This is a genomic window from Streptomyces sp. NPDC025806 (genome assembly GCF_055558275.1).
Genome location: NZ_JBVHMU010000030.1, coordinates 13659 through 32200, shown reverse-complemented (window position 1 = coordinate 32200; position 18542 = coordinate 13659). Strand labels below are relative to the sequence as shown.

General features: G+C 69.3%; 13 protein-coding genes. All 13 read left to right on the top strand.

The features are described 5' to 3' along the window. Window positions 1-282 precede the first annotated feature (282 nt). The 13 genes from ACZ4E1_RS37630 (at window position 283) to ACZ4E1_RS37570 (ending at window position 18396) form a co-directional block, all read left to right on the top strand. Window positions 283-1428 (top strand): ParA family protein, encoded by a 1146-nt coding sequence (locus ACZ4E1_RS37630; RefSeq protein WP_467548117.1) that lies wholly within the window; start codon window positions 283-285, stop codon window positions 1426-1428. Between the two features lie 164 nt (window positions 1429-1592). Then, window positions 1593-2204, top strand: a complete 612-nt coding sequence (locus ACZ4E1_RS37625) for a hypothetical protein (protein ID WP_467548115.1) — start codon at window positions 1593-1595, stop codon at window positions 2202-2204. Between the two features lie 242 nt (window positions 2205-2446). Then, the gene (locus tag ACZ4E1_RS37620; protein ID WP_467548113.1) at window positions 2447-3856 is read left to right on the top strand and encodes a ParB/RepB/Spo0J family partition protein; all 1410 of its coding nucleotides are present in this window, start codon (window positions 2447-2449) and stop codon (window positions 3854-3856) included. Then, entirely contained in the window at window positions 3856-4764 is a 909-nt protein-coding gene (locus ACZ4E1_RS37615; protein ID WP_467548111.1) for a ParA family protein, read from the top strand. The genes ACZ4E1_RS37620 and ACZ4E1_RS37615 overlap by 1 nt, the downstream gene beginning before the upstream one ends. Before the next feature lie 436 nt (window positions 4765-5200). Next, on the top strand, window positions 5201-7351 hold the full coding sequence (locus ACZ4E1_RS37610; protein WP_467548109.1) for a P-loop NTPase family protein: 2151 nt from the start codon (window positions 5201-5203) through the stop codon (window positions 7349-7351). A gap of 168 nt (window positions 7352-7519) precedes the next feature. Beyond that, window positions 7520-9025 carry a DUF2637 domain-containing protein gene (locus tag ACZ4E1_RS37605; protein ID WP_467548107.1) on the top strand — a complete coding sequence of 502 codons (1506 nt, stop codon included), beginning with the start codon at window positions 7520-7522 and terminating at the stop codon, window positions 9023-9025. A gap of 572 nt (window positions 9026-9597) precedes the next feature. Beyond that, on the top strand, window positions 9598-10701 hold the full coding sequence (locus ACZ4E1_RS37600) for a conjugal transfer protein (protein ID WP_467548105.1): 1104 nt from the start codon (window positions 9598-9600) through the stop codon (window positions 10699-10701). After that, a complete protein-coding gene (locus ACZ4E1_RS37595) occupies window positions 10698-11048 on the top strand; it encodes a hypothetical protein (protein WP_467548103.1) in 351 nt (116 codons plus the stop codon). Before ACZ4E1_RS37600 ends, ACZ4E1_RS37595 begins: the two co-directional genes overlap by 4 nt. After that, the gene (locus ACZ4E1_RS37590) at window positions 11045-11605 is read left to right on the top strand and encodes a hypothetical protein (RefSeq protein WP_467548101.1); all 561 of its coding nucleotides are present in this window, start codon (window positions 11045-11047) and stop codon (window positions 11603-11605) included. The genes ACZ4E1_RS37595 and ACZ4E1_RS37590 overlap by 4 nt, the downstream gene beginning before the upstream one ends. Next, window positions 11605-14250, top strand: coding sequence for an ATP-binding protein (locus ACZ4E1_RS37585; protein ID WP_467548099.1), 2646 nt, complete (start codon window positions 11605-11607; stop codon window positions 14248-14250). The genes ACZ4E1_RS37590 and ACZ4E1_RS37585 overlap by 1 nt, the downstream gene beginning before the upstream one ends. A gap of 260 nt (window positions 14251-14510) precedes the next feature. Further along, on the top strand, window positions 14511-14930 hold the full coding sequence (locus tag ACZ4E1_RS37580) for a hypothetical protein (RefSeq protein WP_467548097.1): 420 nt from the start codon (window positions 14511-14513) through the stop codon (window positions 14928-14930). Next, window positions 14927-17314, top strand: coding sequence for a hypothetical protein (locus tag ACZ4E1_RS37575; RefSeq protein WP_467548095.1), 2388 nt, complete (start codon window positions 14927-14929; stop codon window positions 17312-17314). The genes ACZ4E1_RS37580 and ACZ4E1_RS37575 overlap by 4 nt, the downstream gene beginning before the upstream one ends. Beyond that, window positions 17311-18396: a C40 family peptidase gene (locus tag ACZ4E1_RS37570; protein WP_467548093.1), complete on the top strand. Its 1086-nt coding sequence runs from the start codon at window positions 17311-17313 to the stop codon at window positions 18394-18396. Before ACZ4E1_RS37575 ends, ACZ4E1_RS37570 begins: the two co-directional genes overlap by 4 nt. Window positions 18397-18542: the final 146 nt, after the last annotated feature.

Genomic DNA, 18542 nt, shown 5'->3' with positions numbered 1-18542 from the left:
TGACCGATTCCGATGGCCCGCCAGTGGCCGACCCTTGCCCCCCTCCCGCCGTGACCGGTGATGATGAGCGAACGTCGGAACGTCCCAAGGCGCACTCACCACGGAGCACTCACCACAGGCTTCCCTCCCACTCACCATGCCCTGAGGCCGATCAACAATCTGGCTCTCCCTCTGCCAGGCCTCGGCGGTGGGCATCTCAAGGAGCCGGTGTGCATGCCTTATAGGGCGCTAGCCGTTGTGCACGACGACGTCCTATATGTCGTACTATGAGGATCGCGCGAGGTGACGGAGAGCGGCGCCGATGGGTGCACGCACCAGGTGCTGCACGAGTGCAGGGCCAGCAGAGTGAAAGGCGCCGAACATGAGCGCGGCGATGATGACGAGCTATTCAGCACCCGTACTTTCACTAATCACATAAAACTCCCTTTTCGGTGGGATGTGGTGAAAGTGCCTCAGCAGCGCGTGCAGCTCGAAGTCGTCGACCTCGGTCCGGTGAAAGCCGCGCTGCGCCGCAGGATGCAGCTCATGGCCGAGCACATGATGCGGCGCAAGGTCTTCGTGCTCATCAACGGAAAGGGCGGCGTCGGCAAGTCGAGCTTGGCCGCCGCCCTCGCGGTCGCCCTGTCCAAGCTCGGGCTGCGCGTGCTCCTCATGGAGATGGACGAGCAGGGGAACAACTGCGAGGACCTGGGCATCACCGGGACCGAGCTAGACGACGACGGCTGCGCTCAGGTCGCCGCCATCCTCGACGGAAAGCCTCTCGTGCCGACCGGCGAAGCGCGGCCGAACCTGGCTGTCATCCCCGGTGGAAGCGCCCTCGAAGAGATCGTCGAAGAGCTGTACTGCCAACGCCGCGCGGCCCGTCACAGCACCGACGCGGAAGAGCAGCTGGCCTGGATGGGCATGTACGCTGCCGCGCTCGACCCACTCCGCGACATCTTCGACGTCATCATCCTCGACGTCGCCCCCGGATCCGAGCCGCTCCAACTGCAGGCGCTCGTCGCCGGTGACCTGACGTTCATCCCGTCCAAGTCCGATCCCTCCAGCCGCAAGGGGTTGCGTACCGTTGCCCGGCGCTTCGGCACTGCCCGGCGCCTTAACCCCCTGCTCCGCCTCCTGGGCGTGGTCGTCTTCGCCACCAACTCCAGCGCCACGAAGGTCCAGGCCGCGATCAAGCGGCATCTCAGCGAGGACCTCAACGGCGCCGCCAGGGTCTTCGCGCAGACCATCCGTCATGTCGAGTCGGCGGCAGTGGCCTGCCGGACCCGCGGCAAGGTTCCCCAGGAGATGGCGACCGATCCCGACCTCGACAACGCGCAGCGAGCGTCTATGCGCGCCCTCGCCGGCGACTACCAGTCCGTCGCCATGGAGGCGCTCCAGGCGAAGCAGGAACTTGACAATCTCGACCTTCAGGAGCGTGCCACGTGAGCCGGCGTACGACAAAGACTGAATCCGAAGCGCCGAAGGAGAAGCGCGGAGGGCTCCCGGACGACTCTGATCTCAACGCCTTCGCCCTGCCCGACTCGGCGGTCGCGGCCTTCACAGCGCCACAGGAAAGACTCTCTGCTGCCGCGGTTCCTTCGGCACCATCGATGCCGACCGGTCAGGACCCCGACGGCCACGCTGCCGTCACCCTTCCGGCCCAGGACGGCACTGCACCGGTACACCGTGCAACAGCCCCGCAGGTTCAGGCGAGCATCGAGGCGGCCCCCGCGCACGAGCCCGTCGATTCGCTCCCGAACGGGGAGAGCAGCCGCCTCACCCAGGCCGCGGTCGCCATGGTCACCGACGACGTGCGGCAGCGCTTCGCCCGCTACCAGCGGATGCTTCTCCAGGAGTCGGGCAGCGAGCCGACGAACGCCGTGGTGATCCGCCGGGCATTCCTTCGCGTACGGCGCGACGGCCGCTTCACGGAACTGCGTGAGCAGGAACAGCGGCGTCGGCAGCCCGCGACCCCGGACGACGAGGTGGAGGGGGATGACCTCTTCGGGGACGTGCTCGGCCGCAAGGTGGAGCGGGGCCGCTCGGCCGACCGGTTCCAGCTGACGTTCCGGCCGTCGCGTCGCGAGCTCGCCGTCTACACCGCGTGGAAGACCACGTACGGGTTCAGGGACCGGAGTCAACTGCTCAACGCGTGCCTCGACTACTTCCTGCCTCCGCTACCCGAGGCGCCGGCCCGGAGCCGGCGGGGGAGCGGAAGGTAGGTCTCCGCCCCCGACGCTGGGCGGGCGGTGTGGGACATCGTGATCTGCGGTGGTCGACGGACACGGAGTCTCGGAGCGGGGCTCGTCTGCGGTCTACTGCTTGATACGCGCGGACTGATGGGATCCGAGGAGGGAAACGCGGTGCCCGTCCTCGTAGGGCGGGCAGCACCCACCCGGCACAGCGTTTCCAGTGGAAACGCTAGTCTCGGGGCGTACATGCCGACGTCGCCCTGGAGCAGTCAATGAGCCAAGCCCTTCCGCGGCCTGGACGGAACAGCACAAAGCCCGTCCCGACGAAGCCCGATGCTCGAACCGTCCTCTACACGGACAACACCCGCAACGGCGACGTCTTCGACCTTGCTCTCAGCAGCTTGTGCCCAAACCCCTTCAACCGTCGGGAGATGAAGGGGATCCCCGAGCTCGCCGAGACGATCAGGCAGGTCGGGCTCCTCCAGAACATCGCGCACATTCGGGCCGCGGTCTGGCTCAAGCACTTCCCAGAGACCCGAGATGCCATCACGGCCGAGAACGTAATCCTCTTCGGCGAGCACCGCTGGCGCGCGTTCCAAATGCTGGAGAAGGAGACCATCCCCAGCGTTCTGCGGGACGACAAGGTCGAAGAGGCCAAGCTCGTCACCCTGATCGAGAACCTTCGCCGAGCACAGCTCAGCGTCTTGGAAGAGGCCGAACACTACAAGGAGTTGCAGGAGAGCGGCCTCTCCTACGAGCAGATCGCGGCCAAGGTCGGCGAAACGGCGAAGGGCGCCTTGTCCAAGGGGACGGTGTGGAAGCGCGTCCAGCTGCTGAAGCTGGTGCCGGAAGTCCGCAGCGAACTCCATTCGGGGAAGCTGGCCGTGAGCGCCGCAGAGAAGCTCCTCACCCTTGCCGTCGAGGAGCAAAGCGAGGGGCTCAAGCTCATCCTGGGCGGCATGCACGCGGCCACAGCGCGTGCCACGCTTCTCGCCCGCAGGTCGAACACCGACCAGCCCGAAGCCGACAGCCCGCCACCCACCACGGATGAGGCCAGTACTAGGACGGATGTCGTTTCCAGTGGAAACGACTCCGAGCTGGCTCGTGCCGACTCGTCCAATGACAACACCACCAGCCCCGAGACGGCGGCAGCACCGAAGGCCCCCGTTTCCACTGGAAACGGATCTGCCACTCCTCCCCGTCCACGGCGGAATTCAGCACCGCCCGCGGCCGATGAGTTCGAGCAGGACCGTGCGCGTGCCGCGGCAAGCCGGGACGCTGCATGCCAGGCGCTCGTCGCCACACTGGACCCGGATGCACCCGAGTCCCACGAGATGCTCCTGCGCGCCCTGACCACAGCGTCCTTCCTCCCGCCTCAACAAGGCCCCGCCCAGCAACTGGCGTTGACCTGGCTCAAGCGAGTCGGCCGACAGCACCTGGACGAGGAGCGGGCGAGCACCTACTTCAACAGCGTCCTGGCGTCGGACAACGAAGAGCTACGGCGCCTCGCAGCCTTCGCGTGCGCGCTGGCGGCGAGCGAACTGCGAACCTCCTCGCGACGCCAGTCCTGGGGAGCCGGCGAGATCAGCCACGTGACGTTCCTCCAGGAGTACGCCGAGTACACGCCGGAGACAGCGTGGGAGAAGAAGGAGCTCGGGCTCCTTGCGGCAGGAGCCAACTGATGAGTACACCCTCCTCAACCATCGACCCCCGCTTCCGCCCCCAAGGGCGAAACTGGCCGCTCCTGTTCGCCTTCATCATCGCCTGCGGCGGCTCCACCAAGACCACCTCGTCCACGTCGCTGGCAGTCACCGCCGCGCTGCGTGGCTATCGCTCTACGTACGTGGACCTGGACGCCAACATGTCCGGCACCCGCGTCCTGGGATACACCGAAGAGGATCTGGAAGGCCGCAAGACGGTCATCGACCTCATCAGCGGCAAGGCCACCTTCGACGAGGTCGTCCTTCCAGCCCGCTACTGGATCGGAACCGACGACAACGGCAAGAACCTGTACCAGGAGATTCCCAATCTCCGTCTCCTTCCCGGCGACCCGGCGTTGGCGGGCACGGACACGCTGATCGCGTTGGACCCTGACCGCAACGACTGGTTCATGGAGGTGCTGCACTCGTACGCCGGAGACGACGAGGTGTGGTGGATCGACTTCCCGGCCTCCTACGGGAAGATGGTCTACTCCGTGGTCCGCATGCTCGATCAGGACGACAAGGTCGTTCCTTCCGTCCGCGCCGATCCCAAGGACGTCAACCTTCTGCCGGCGCTCCTGAAGGAACTTCAGAACGTCCGGGACAAGAACCGCAACAAGCGGGCGGTGCCGGGGCGGCCAGAACTCAGTCATCTGCTGCTCACTGGCACGCCGACGCCGTCCTATGACGAGGCGCCGGCTCGTCGCGCGGTCGCGGTCGCCCAGGCGAAATACGCCGACTACCTCATGCCGTTCGTTCGGTACTCCCGGGATGCCAAGAAGCTGTACGAGGACACCTGTCCACTGCCGATCTTGTTCCCCAAGTCCCACCCGGCGGAGGACTACCGGAAGGTCGCTACATATTTGGGATTCGTCGAGCGAACTGACTGATGTAGCCGTTTCCATTGGAAACGCTTCTATGGGCCCCGGGGCCAGACATCGTCTGGCCCCGGGGCTGTCCTGTCTCAGCGAACCGACCACAGACGTCTGGAGAACGCTGCAAGCCGCCTTGGACCTCCCTTCGCTCCCACCGAGATCGGAACGGCACAACCGACCACGGAGGTCACCCGGGCTGCGATCCGTACTCACCGAATCACTGGTGTCTGACCGTGACCAGAGACCGCTACTGGTGGTGAGCTGCGTGGTGAGAGGGGTTGGCAGGCTTTCAGCAGCCTCGCGGCCGGGCTGAACACGGCCTTCATCAACGAGGCCGCGGCCGACGCGTCGGCCGCACGACGCGGAGCTCGCCGTACCAGCGGGCGAGGCGGCCCGCTGGTCGAGCCCCTCCCGGCACCAGGCGATACCCGCTCCCACGAAAGGGGGCCCGGTGCGGAGCCCACATCCACCGTCCTCACCACATCAAGTCCTGGCTCAGGACAGCACCGTCGCTGACAGAATCACGTCGTGGCTGATCTCGGTCCTGCCACACACTGCGATCGGCATCCAACTCCTGTGCCTCGTACTCCTGGCGGCGTTCCTCGGGGTATACGGCATCGGCGTCCGCCAAGCCGCGGCGGCGAAGGACGGCAAGAGCAAGAAGCCGCGCACCGGATGGGACGGCGTCCTGGACGCGACAGGTGAAGGCCTCACAGTGGTGGTCCGGGCCGCAGTCGGCGGAGTCGGGAGGTACGTCACCGGCAAGCCGCTGCGTGGCCCTGCCGCAGATGATGACCTCGCAGGGAGCGAGCCGGCCACGGCAGCGACGAAGGGGCTGCCAAGCGGCTGCCTTGGGTACCTGCCGGTGCTCTGGACGCGAGGGTCCGACGTGACGCGTGCGGTCGTGCGCATCGGAATCGTCCTGGCCGCGATCGTCGCGTGGCGTGGTCCTTCACCACAGCTCGTTGCGCTCACCGGCGTCGGATTGGCTGCGGTCGGGGTGTGGTTCATGGTGGAGCGGTGGCGAGGGGTGGGCGGAGCCTCGGACGCGCAGACATATGGGCCGAACCTGTGGGCCGGGCTGGTACAGGTGCTGCGACTCTCGGAGGAGGAGCAGAGTCGCGGACAGGAGTTCTGGCTGCGACTCCCTGACGATGTGACGGAAGCGCGGGCCCGGACCGTCGTCCGACTCCCACTGGGGTGGCTCGGCTCGGACCGTGAACGCCAGGCGCTCGCGCATCTCGTCAATACGCGGCTGCCGGGGGAGTGGGAGGCCGCCTACGACCAGAAGGGCCCGAAGCCGGCCGTGACGTTCACGCTGAAGCCGCCGCTCGAGCCGGAGCCCGAACTGCCGACGCTGGTGAAGTGGATTCCCTCGCCCGACCCTGCGCGCTGCCATCTGGGACGAGTCCACCAGGGAGAGCGCTACGTCGACACGGACACCGAGACGCCGCACTGGGGCATCTCCGGCGGCACCGGCGACGGGAAGACGACCGTCTTGACCATCCCGGTCGTGCATGGCCGTCAGCACGGTGCGCTCATTGACTGCATCACCATGAAGGCCGCGGCGTTCGCGCACATCGAGGGGGGCGACGGGATTCGCGTCCACAAGACCGGCCGCCAGGCCGTCTCCGCGCTCGCCGAGTTCTACGTGTCGATGAAGGCCGCCGAGGCACTGAAGGGCACCCCTGAAGGCGACACGCTCCCCGAACGAATGCTGGTCATCGACGAGTTCGCGAGCTTCGTGAAGTCGGCCAAGATCTGGTGGAAGCATGGCCTCAAGGGGAAGGGCATGCCTCCGTTCGAGGCCTGGTTCCACATGATCCTCATGCAGGGACGTAGCGGCCGCCACAAGATCGTTATCGGGGCTCACACCTTCAGCCGGGACATCTTCACCGACACCGAGACCCGCGACCTGGTCGGCACCAAGGGGATCGTCGGGCCCGCCTCGACACCGAAGTGGTCGGTGACCTACGGAGTGGACGTCCCGCGCCTGCCCTACCAGTACGAGGTGAAGGGCCGGGGAGTGATCGGCGTGACGGGCTCCCACGCCATCGAAGAGATCCAGTACGCCTACATCTCCCCGGAGGAGGCGGACACCTATCTCAGCCAGTGCACCCCGGCCCCGTCGTGGCACGGCGCTGGGCAGATGGCTCCGTGGATCACGAAGGAAGCTCTGGAGGAGGCTCGCCAGGAGCTGGCCATCGACGAGTTCCTGCCGGGGGGAGCCTTCATGCGAGGCGTGCAGCTGGCGACGAACCGTCCGGTCCTGCTCGCCAAGCAGAACGGCCCGAAGGGAGCCTTTGCCGGCGCTGCGCCGGCGCCGGGCAGCGATGTGGAGGAGCAGCACACGGAGCAGGTTGATGTGTGCGAGGAGTCCCGACTCCCCGTCTTCAGCCTCAAGGAGGCCTGCGATACAGGGCTTCTGCCGGTGTCCTACGACGCGGCCCGGCAGCGGCTGACGCGCGCCCGCAAGGCAGGGATCGAACTACCTGAGGGAGTCAGCGTCGAGGGCACCGTGCACTACACGGCCAAGGAGCTGGCTCAGTGGTGGACGCTGGTGACTTCGGTCCGTTCACTCCACGGTGTGCCCAGCGCGTGATGCCCGACGGGGTTGTGCGCGCCAGCAGCATGGCGGCGGTGCGCACGAACCGGACAACCCGGGTGGCCTGCGGAGCAGGTGAGGCCCGATCGGGGCCGTGTCGCCCCAGGCCGCTCCTGTACGTGACACTGTGTTCTCTTGCCAACTACTGATGACGGAGGGGCGGCCGTGACTGCGGCGAACAGACCCAAGGCACTGATCCTGACAAGGACGCACCGCGTTCTGATCGGGGTGGTGATCACCGGGGCCGTCCTCATCGCGGGCATCGGGTTCGCGGGGTCGTATGCGGCCGTCCGCGAACTCGCCGTCGAGAAGGGGTTCGGGAACTTTGCTTACGTCTTCCCGATCGGCATCGACGCGGGCATCTGTGTGCTGCTCGCGCTGGACCTGCTGCTGACCTGGATCCGGATCCCGTTCCCGCTGCTGCGGCAGACGGCCTGGCTGCTGACCGCGGCCACGATCGCGTTCAACGGTGCGGCCGCCTGGCCCGACCCGCTTGGCGTCGGCATGCACGCTGTCATTCCGATCCTGTTCGTGGTGGCCGTCGAGGCCGCGCGCCACGCCATCGGACGGATCGCGGACATCACCGCCGACAGGCACATGGAGGGCGTGCGCGTCACTCGGTGGCTGCTCTCCCCATTGCCCACGTTCCTGCTGTGGCGGCGTATGAAGCTCTGGGAAATCCGCTCGTACGAGACGGTGATCAAGCTGGAGCAGGAGCGGCTCGTCTACCAGGCCCGGCTGCACTCCCGGTTCGGCCGCGGATGGAGGCGCAAGGCACCGGTCGAATCGCTGATGCCGCTGCGGCTGGCCCGCTACGGCGTGCCCCTGGAGGAGACTGCGCCGGCCGGACTGGAAGCCGCCGGTATTGAGCCGCCCCCTCTGCCGTCCCGCGCGCCGCAGACTGCGGCCGAGCTCGAGGCACGCCCCGTCCCTGCTCTGGTCCCGGCGCAGGTCGCCGATGAGTCGGTCGAAGTAGCCGCCGACGACTCGAGCCAGTGGTTTGCTCCCCAGCACGCGGAGGTGGAGTACCACGGCGGATATGACCCGCAGAGCCTCGACGACGAGCTCCGGGGCGAGGAACTGCTGCAGGCGACCGCAGGGGAGCCGGAGGAGTTTCACGGACCGTGGACGACGGAGGAGCTGACCGAGCCCGTCGCGGTCGCCGGTCCGGCAGAGCGTCAGGAGATGACCGAGCCGGTCACCGGTCACGTGCAGTCGGCGCCCAGCACGTCGGGCGGTGACCGGTCATCGGTCACCGAGTCGGCACCCGTGAGTGAACCGCTCTTCGCCGCCCCAGCCCCCATCCCGGCGCAGGCCCATGCAGACCACGACGGCGTACCCGCGACAGGGACTGTGGGGATGCCTCCGGTGGCGGCGGAGCAGCCCGCAGGCTGGGAGGCGGGCGTCACGGTTGCGGACACCGGCGAGGCGACGGCACGAGCGCCGCAGCTGCAGGGGCAGGAGGACGAGCACCGTCAGCAGTTGATGACCATCATCGGCTGGATGGAGGAGCTCGAGTCCCGGGACAAGAAGCTGTCCGGCGCGGAAGTCAGCCGGCGCATGGACGTATCGACGAGCACCGGTCAGCGTCGGTTCAGGGAGGCGAAGGCGCTTCGGGAGGAGCTGCAGAAGACAGCCGGACGCTCTCATCTTCGGTCAGTCAGAAGCTGACCGACACAAGGCACATGGGCCCGATGACCGCTCCGGTCATCGGGCCTTCGTCGTTTCCATAGGCCCCTGGCCGGCCGGACTCATGGGCGTGACCGATCCTGCGATGGGCCGTGCGTGACCGGTTCCTAGGGCGTGACCGGTGACCGATTTCCTGGAATCGGTCACCGGTCACGACCGATCTCTGCGGACCGGTCACGGCTCCGTGCGACCGATTTCGGCGCGGATCCCACTTGCTGCGTGACCGGTCCCGAAGCGACGCGCGCGTCGTTCCGCAGCTCGTGCATCCGACGCACGGGCGGTCCGGGATATGTCGCTCGGCGTGCTCCCGGGCTCTGCGCCCGTACGCGCTCAAGAGGGTCCGTACTGCGGTGGTGAGTGGCGTCGAACGGCGACTCACCACAGCTCAGGGCACTCACCACGGCACTCACCACTGGACTCACCACGGCGTCAGGCTCCGCTCACCACGCAGGAGTTATGGGCTCGTGACGGCCCCGGGGCACTGGTGGACAGCGGCGTGGTGAGAGGGGCGGCGAAATCTAGGGCTACCAGCACCACCCCTCAAGGAGCCGTCGATGCCCCTCCGTTCTCGACAGCGTGACCGATCCGGATCGGTCACCGACAAGCCCGCCGCGCCGCCCCCGGTGCGCACACTGCCCGTACGGCGGGCCGCTCTCGTCCGCGCCGCGGTGTGGGTCGCGGTCGCCGCCGGACCGCTCGCCCTGATCTCCAGCTGCACCCGCTCCGAGCTCGCGGCCACGGCCCAGCAATCGGTCACCCCGGTCAGGAAATCGGTCACGGCGGAATCGGTCACGCCCGGCGGCTACGCCGAGCTCGTCCTCAGTCTGTGGCTCGCCGCGGGCACCCCGGACAGCCCGGCCGCTCGCGAACTGGCCGCGATCGCCCCCACGGTGCCGGCCCCCCAATGGGACGCGAAGCAGGCTCCCGCCGTCGACCGGCTCGCCGCGGTACGCACCGTGCGCCAGCGCGCCAGCGTCTGGTCGGTCACGGTCGCCGCGCAGTTCGCCGCGCCCACCCGGTCCGTGACCGATGACGGCAAGACGGTCACCGGTCGCGGGGGAGTGGTGCGCTACTTCGCCGTGCCCGTTCTGGCGAAGGACGCCGGCCAGACGCCGGGCGCGGGGAAGGCGTTCACCGTCGCCGCCGCGCCGATGGAGGTCGCCGCGCCCGCCGTCCAGGCCGCCCCCGACTCGCCGTATGAGCGCACCGTGGCCGACGACTCGCCGCTGGCGACCACCACGCAGGAGTTCCTGACCGCCTACCTCGGCGCCGCCGAGGGCGCCGACCGCTACCTCGCCCCCGGCGTCCAGCTGCCCGCCCTCGCCGCGCCGTCGCCCTACGCCTCGCTCCAGGTCGACCAGCTGCGCAGCGTGCAGGACACCGACGGTCGCCCCGCCTCCGGCCCGAGCACCGTCCAGGTACAGGCCGCGATCACTGCGACGGACACCAGCGGCGCTCAGTGGCCGCTGTCGTACGCGCTCACCCTGCACGCCCGCGACGGCCGTTGGGAGGTCACCGCCCTCGACTCCGGCCTGAGCACCACCGAGCCCGGCGCGAGCGGCACGGCCAACTCCGCGTCCGCGCCCGACACGACCCTCACGACTGGCCACGCCGTGCAGGCCCTGGCCGCCACGACCCCCAAGGAGCTCGCCCGATGAACACCCTGACTACCGTCCAATCGGTCGTCCTGGCCGGCGAGTTCAAGCAGGTCGGCGATCACCTGCTCAGCATCGGCAACAGCTGGGCCGACGGGGCACTCAAGCTGTCCCTCGCGATCATCGTGGTCACCACCATCGTCAAGAAGTTCTCCGTGAAGGCCGGCATCGGCGCCCTGATCGGGCTGGTCATCTGCAACGGCATCTACTCCGGCCGCGCCGACCTGTCGGACTTCTTCACCAACGAGATCACCAACATCAAGGGCGCCGGACAGGTCCATGCACCGCTCGTGCCCGGCCCGCGCACCGACGCGACCGCGACCCCGGCTGGCGAGGCGGGCACGGCATGAGCACCGCGACCAGCGCCCCCGCGCGCGTCGGCCGGACGTACACCAAGGCCCGCCGCTACCCCTCCGTCATCGGCAAGATCGGCGACTGGGTGCTGTGGCTGGGCCCGTACACCTACGCCCAGCTGATCATCGCGGTCGGGGGCGTCTTCCTTCTGATCAAGACGTTCGCCCTGTGGTCTTGGATGGGCCCGGTCCCGCCGGTCGCGCTCGGCTTCGCCATCTGGCTGGCCCGCGCCTCTCGTATCGGCGGCCGCTCCCCGCTGTATGTGGCTGCGGGCTGGCTGCAGTTCACCCTGCAGCCGAGCACCGGCCGGATCGGCGGACGCACCGCGCGTGCTCCGCGCACCAGTGAGTTGGGGGGCTCCTTCCTCATCTCCACCAGTTCCATCGACACGACGAACGCGCCGTCGGTGCCGTATTGCCGGACTGGGCGGCGCCGCGGCGCACCCACGGGGGGTCGGCGGCGAACTGCCCCCGCAGTCGTCCGGCCCACCGGTCCGCGCCCGGCCCCCACCCCCTTGCAGCAGATGCTGCGCGAGCGCCAGGAGGCGTCCTGATGAAGTTGGCCATCCGTCACATCGTCGACAACCTGGTGTGGTCCACCTCGGGTGACGTATGGGCGATCTGGGCCCTGCCCGCAGAGGGGTCGCGCTACATGAGCGACCGCACCCGCGACGACCTGCACGCCCGGATCACCGAACTCGTCCGCTCCCTGCCGGGCGCCGCCCGCCTGTACGGGCTGTGCGCCCGCCAGGACCCCGGCGAGGTCATCGCCCGCACTGTGCAGGGGGTCGACTACAAGCGCCGCCCGTACTGGGCCGAGGTCGCGGACGCACAGCTGCGGCTGCTCGCGGGAGAGGACCTGCGCTCCCCGGTGGAGATGCACCGGCGCACCCTGTGGCTGGCCGTCCCGCTCGACAAGAGCGGCATGCTGGCCGAGGTGAGCGCCGCGTTCACTGTCGCGTGGGCGGAGTTGGCCCGCACTCTGGGGCTGCCCCCGGCCCCCGTGCCCGCGCGCGAGGTCGCAGACCTGCAGCAGCGCGCCCGCCAGTTGGCCGCCGAGCTCGGCGGCGGACTGCACCTGCGCCCCGCGCTTCCGGCCGAGATCGTGTGGATGCACCAGCACGCCCTCGCCCGCGGCCTGGACGAGCCGCTGCTCGCCGAGGCAGAGCGCTCGGATGGCCGGGCCAGCCACCTCGTCGGTGGCGTCCTGCGCGCTCCCTCGCACGCTGACCTCGGTCACGTCTGCCTCCTCGAGGGCGGCACCGACGACGCCACATCCGCGACGCCGTCCGCGGCTTCCTCGGTGCGCGGCTGGGGGAAGAAGGCCCCCAGCGGCAAGAAGCTCGAGATGGGGCGCCGCTGGCTCCAGGTCGACACCGAGGCCGGCACCTCGTATCAGGCTCACCTCGCTCTCGCCGAGCAGCCGCGGAAGTTCCTGTCCAAGGGGGCCGACTTCTTCGCCGGCCTGGAGCACATGCCGTTCCCCGTCGACTGGGTCGTGGACCTGAAGGTGGTGGAGGCCGAGAAGGTCGTCGACGACGTCAAGCGGAAGAAGCGTGACCTCGTCGACCAGGCCGAGCAATACGCCGCCCAGGCCGCCACCGGCCTTCCCGACGATCTGCACGACGCGGCCGAAGACCTCGGCGATCTCGGCACCCGCGCCTCGCGCACCAGCGTCGAGGTCGAAGTCCAGGCCGTCACCGTGATGTCGGTGTGGGCCGACACTGCCGCCGGGTGCGATCGCCGGGCCGGGGCCCTCAAGGCGAAACTGCGCGGTCACTCCTACCGGCTGGAGCGGCCCGTCGGCGAGCAGGCCGAACTGTTCGCGCTCGGCCTGCCCGCTACCCCCGCGCCGCCCAAGATCCGCCAGTACGCCCAGCATCAGCTCGGCGAGGACTGGGCGATGCACGGCGCGATCAGCGGGCACACCTTCGGCGACCCGACCGGCGCCATGATCGGCTTCTCCCAGGACCATGGCACCGTCTCCCCGGTCCTCCTCGACATCGCCAACGCCCCGAACCTCAACGCCAGTGCGTCGTTCGGGATCGCGGGCGACCTCGGCGGCGGCAAGAGTGTCCTCCTCAAGGAGATCTCCTCCGCGATCGTCGACCGCGGCGGCCGTGTGATCGCGATCGACCGCACCAAGCGTCGCGAATGGGCACGCTTCGCTCGCAGCGCCGCCGCCGGCCGCTGCCAGATTGTGGACGCGGCCAAGGCCGAACTCTCCCTCGACCCACTGCGCGTGTTCGCCGACCCGGCTGTCGGCGCCCGCTACGCCCTCAGCTACCTCACCGTGCAGCTCAACATCGGCCCGATGACCGAGTACGGCGCCCTGCTCAAGAAGGCGGTCGCCCAGGCCGCGGCCGCCGAACAGCCGTGCATGGCCGAGGTGCTCACCGCCCTGGACGAGATCGCGGGCGGCGAGGGCGTTCGGGCCCAGAACGCGGAACGGCTCGTCGAGTGGCTGCGCGTCGCCGCCGACGAGCCGCTCGCGGCCGCCGTCTTCGATCCGGCGCTGCCCCCGCTCGACCTGACCTCCGGTACCGCGGCGGACGACTTCGTCGTCATCACCACCGCCGGACTCACGCTGCCGCCACGCGAAGCCGCCACCCAGCCCGAACTGCTCGCCAACCAGCCGATCGAGGCGCTGATCGGCCGCGCGATGCTCTATCTGATCGCCGCGATCGCCCGCGAAGTCGCCTTCACCGACCCCCGCTTCACGCTCCTGCCGCTCGACGAGGCGTACTGGCTGACCTCCTCCGCCGAGGGCCAGGCCCTTGTCGACGAAGTCGTCTACGACGGCCGCAAGCACGGCGCCGGCGTCGGACTCGGCTGCCACGACGTCCGCGAACTCGGCACGAGCACGACCGCCGGCTTGCTCGCCTACCGGTTTGTTAGCCGGACCACCGACCCGGAACTCGCCGCCCGCGCCCTGGAATGGCTCGGCCTGCCCGGCACCGACGAGGAGCTCCTGGCGACCGTCATGGGCCTGTCCCCGTTCGGCAAGCAGGAGCGGGCCGGCGAGATCCTCGCCCGCGACCCCCGCCTGGCGATCGGCCGCTTCAAGGTGCTGGTGCCCGCCGTCGAACGGCTCCTCGACCAGATCTTCACCAACCCCGAAGGCCCCGAACCAACGCCCGGGCCGGACCGCGATGCCCCTCCCGCCGTCGAACAGGGCCTGACCACCGCCGCGCTCTGAGCCCCGGGCTATACGCCACTGCATACACACGATCGCCCACTCACCACGACCACTGGCTTCCAGAGTTATGGCCTTGTCACCGCCCTCAGCCGCAGATGGCGAGCGGCGTGGTGAGTGGACGGGCGAACAGTGAGATCACACCCCGTTCCCGCTGATCAGGCCTCAGGAGACCCCGTATGCCCGCCCTTGTTTCCCACTCTGTCCCGACCGGCGGGCCCCGTCACCTCTCCCCGGCCCGCCCATACTTCCCGGAGGCTGCGATGCGCGAGACCGACACCTTCCGCCCCCACCGCATCCGCCGCGCGGCCGCCACCGCAGCCCTGCTGATCGCGCTGGCCGGCGCCCTGACCGTCGTCCTCGCCACGCCCGGCCTGCCGGACGCCTGGTGGCCGCAGACCGGCAATGCCTTCGCCACCGACTCGACGACACCCAGGCCCGAGCACACCGCGCGCACCCTGCCCGCCACCTCGACCACGAGCGCCGCAGACACGAGCGGCACCGAGGGCTCCGGCAGCGACCCGTGCGACCTCATCGTCGGCCCGGCCCACGCGTACTGCGAGCGCGGCGGTACCACCCCCCACTCCGCCGCCGCCCACCCGGCCCGGATCGGCCTTTTGCTGGCCGCGCCGGCCCTCGCCGGAGTCGTCGCTCTGCTGCGCCGGAACAGGAGGACCCGATGATGTTGACGCGCCTGTACGCCAGCCAGCGCACCGCCCGCCTGACCACCCTCGCCGTCCTGGTCCTGCTCATCCTCACCGCCACCGCCGCCCCCTCGTTCGCCGCGGACGGAGAGGAGGACGGCGGACTGCTCGGCCCGTTCCACGTGCAGGGACCCGAAGGCGTCACCATCGACCGCTACGAACTCACCGGCCACGCCGGGGACGGCGGCATGACCGACCCCATCTCCGCCGCCATGAACGACGGCCTGGAATTCCTCATGACCGGCACCTTCGCGCTCGCCCGGAACCTCGTCGGCTTCTCCGCCTGGCTCGTGGACTGGGCCTACCGATTCCCGGTCATCGACAAGCTCGCCGGCCCGGCCCAGGACCTGTCCAACGCCTACCGCGACAGCGTCGTCGGCCCGCTCGGCATCGCCCCGCTCTTCCTCACCTGGACCTTCGTGTTCGGCCTCATCCTGATCATGCGGGGACGCGTGGCACGGGGCATCGGGGAAATCTTCCTCACCCTGCTCATCGCCGCACTCGCCGCCACCTCCCTGGTCCGGCCCGACATGCTGCTCGGCCACGACGGACCCGTTCAGCAGACCCAGCGCGCCGCCCTCGAGGCCGCCACCCTCACCACCGACGGCGGCGACACCCACAAGGCCAACGACCCGTGCGACCTGATCACCGGACCCGCCCAGGCCGCCTGCCGCGCCCAGCCCACCACCCCCAGCACGTCCGGCGACAGCGCCGCGCGCAAGCAGCGTGATGCCCAGTGCGACGCCGTGGCAGGCCCCGCACACGACACCTGCGTCAGCGGACGCCGCGCCCCGGTCGCCGCCGACGTATCCGGGCCGATCACCCGCACCCTGACCCAGGTCCTCGTCGTGCAGCCGTACATGCTCCTCGAATACGGGCGGATCATCGACAAGGACGACCCCCTCTACAAGGTCCACAAGAAGCTCATCGACCCCCCGAAGATCAAGAACGACCCGTGCGACAAGATCGCAGGGCCCGGGAAGGCGTACTGCCAGCGAGGCGATGATGCCGACGGAGCTGTCGAAAAGTTCAAGAAGGCCGGGGACGACGGCAAATCGGTCGCCGCCTACATGGAGAAGGCCACCTGGGACCGCGTGATCGGCGCCCTCCTGGTCCTGGTCGCCGCCGCCATCATCGCGCTCGTCGTCATCTCCCTGGCGATGGCCCTGATCCTCGCGCAGGTCGGCTACGTCATCTGCGCCGTCGTCGCCGTCGTCGTGTTCGCCTGGGCGATGCTGCCCGGCCCCAACCGCGGGGTGCTGTGGAAATGGGTCGGCTACAACGCCGCAGCCTGCCTCGTACTGTTCATCATCTCCGTGTTCATCCCGTTCTTCGGGCTGACCGCCCGCGTCCTGCTCGCCGAAGGCGACGGCCCGCTCGTCGAGCGGCTGTTCCTCCTCGACGGCCTCGCCCTCATGGCCCTAGCCGGCCACCGCATCCTGCTGCGCCGCGGCAAGAGCGTCGCCGACCTCATCCCGCAACGGATGCGCTACGCGAAGATCGGCGGATCCCACACCATGGGCGACAACGCCGCCTCCACCGCGGCCGCGTTCTCCTCCCTCGGCCACCAGGGCGCCCTGCGCGGCGGCTCACTGTCCCTGGGAGCCTCGCCCAGCCACTCCGCCCTGCTCGGTAGGCATGCGCAACTCACCTCCCAGATGCGCGCGTTGGGTGACCCGGACGGCTTGCTCGGCCACCCCGCCGCGATGCTCGCCGAGGCGCGGGCCGGATCCGCCCGCGGCCTGGCCCCGATCGCGCTCGGCCTGCGCACCGCCCACACCGCGCTGATCGGCCCCAAGCGCACGCCGCGGCCCGTCACGCCTCACGGGCCGGACGGCCGGCCCCTGCCCACCGTCATCGACGGACGCACCGGACAGATCATCAGCGACAGCAGCGACCAGAACTACCTGCCCATCGGCGCCCGGCTCGAGGAACAGCTGAAGCGAACCCGCGGCGGCCGCGTCATGGTCGGCGCCGGCAAGCTGGCCTACTACTCCACCATCGGCCTGCCCGCCACCTGGACCCGGGCCCGCCGCGCCACCAGCACCCTCAGCAGCGATCTCAGCCAGGAGTTCGGGCGCCAGCGCGCCCACTACAGCCGCGTCGGCGACCAGTTCAACGCGGACACCCGCGCCGGCCTGGAAGACCTGACCACCCCCATCCGCCGGGGCTACCAGTCGGTGGCAGACCCGATCAACAATGCCAGCCGTCTGCGGAACTGGCGCGAGACCTGGCACGACGAGAACGGTGACCCCGTCTACTTCGGCGGCCTCACCGACAACGGGCATGTCCGCGACGAGGTCTGGACCCAGCGCTTCCCGTGGGAACCGGACCCGACCGACTCCCGCTGGGACTACCCGTGAGGAAACTCGGATGCGCCTTCACCGCGCTACTGATGGTCCTCGTCGCCATCCCCCTCGCCTTCGCCCTGTCCACACAACGCTCAGACGCCTCCGCCACTCAGCCCGCAACCGTCGGCAAGGTGGCCGGCATCCCCGAGCGCATGCTGCTCGCCTACCAGAACGCAGCCGCCCAGCTTCCTGCCGAGCAGCCCAAATGCAAAGGACTGACCTGGGCCGTCCTCGCGGGAATCGCCAAGATCGAGTCGAACCACGCAGGCGGCCGCAAGATCGCCGACAACGGCGACATCACCCCGCACATCCTCGGCCCGCTCCTCGACGGGAGCGGCGTCGGGGGCAACACGACTGTCTTTCCTGACGGCAACAACCGCGCGGAAGGACCCTTTCAGTTCATGCCACTGACCTGGAAAGGCAGCGGCCGGGACGGCAACGGCGACGGGAAGAAGGACCCGCACAACGCCGACGACGCCGCCCTCGGCGCCGCGGTCTACCTGTGCGGCAACGGCCGCGACCTCACCAAGCGCTCCCAGCTCCACTCAGCGATCTACCAGTACAACCACTCGTGGGCGTACGTCGACGACGTGGAGTCCAACATCGACCGCTACAGCCAGCTCGGCGACGGCACCATCCGCATCGGACAAGGCGCCACCGGCAAGGCCCGCATCGCCATCAACGCCGCCCTCGCAGAGATCGGCACTCCCTACTCCTGGGGCGGCGGATCAGCCAGCGGTCCGACGAAGGGCACCTGCTGCTCACCCAGCGGCAAATCGGGCGCCCACATCACCGGATACGACTGCTCCGGCCTCACCGGCTACGCCTTCGCCCAGGCCGGCATCACACTGCCCCGTACAGCGGCCGCCCAGTCCACGCACGGTACGAGAATCCCCGCCGACCGGGGCGTCGGCGCTCTCTCGCCCGGCGACCTGATCTTCTTCGCGCTCGCCCCCGGCAACGACAGCACCATCTATCACGTCGGCATCTACCTCGGAGACGGGAAAATGGTCAACGCCGCCCGCCCAGGCACCAAAGTGAGAACCGAACCAGTTTGGGACCACGGATTCGCCGGGGGAGCCCGGCTGACATGACGGCCCGCACCCCGCACGGCAGGGGACAATCCGCCGCGCTGCCGCTCGTCGCCGCCCTCGCATGCACCGTCATCGGGGCACTACTGCTATGGCCCGGACCGCACATGGCGCGCTCGGCACCTTCCTCCGCCCCGACGCCAAAGCCC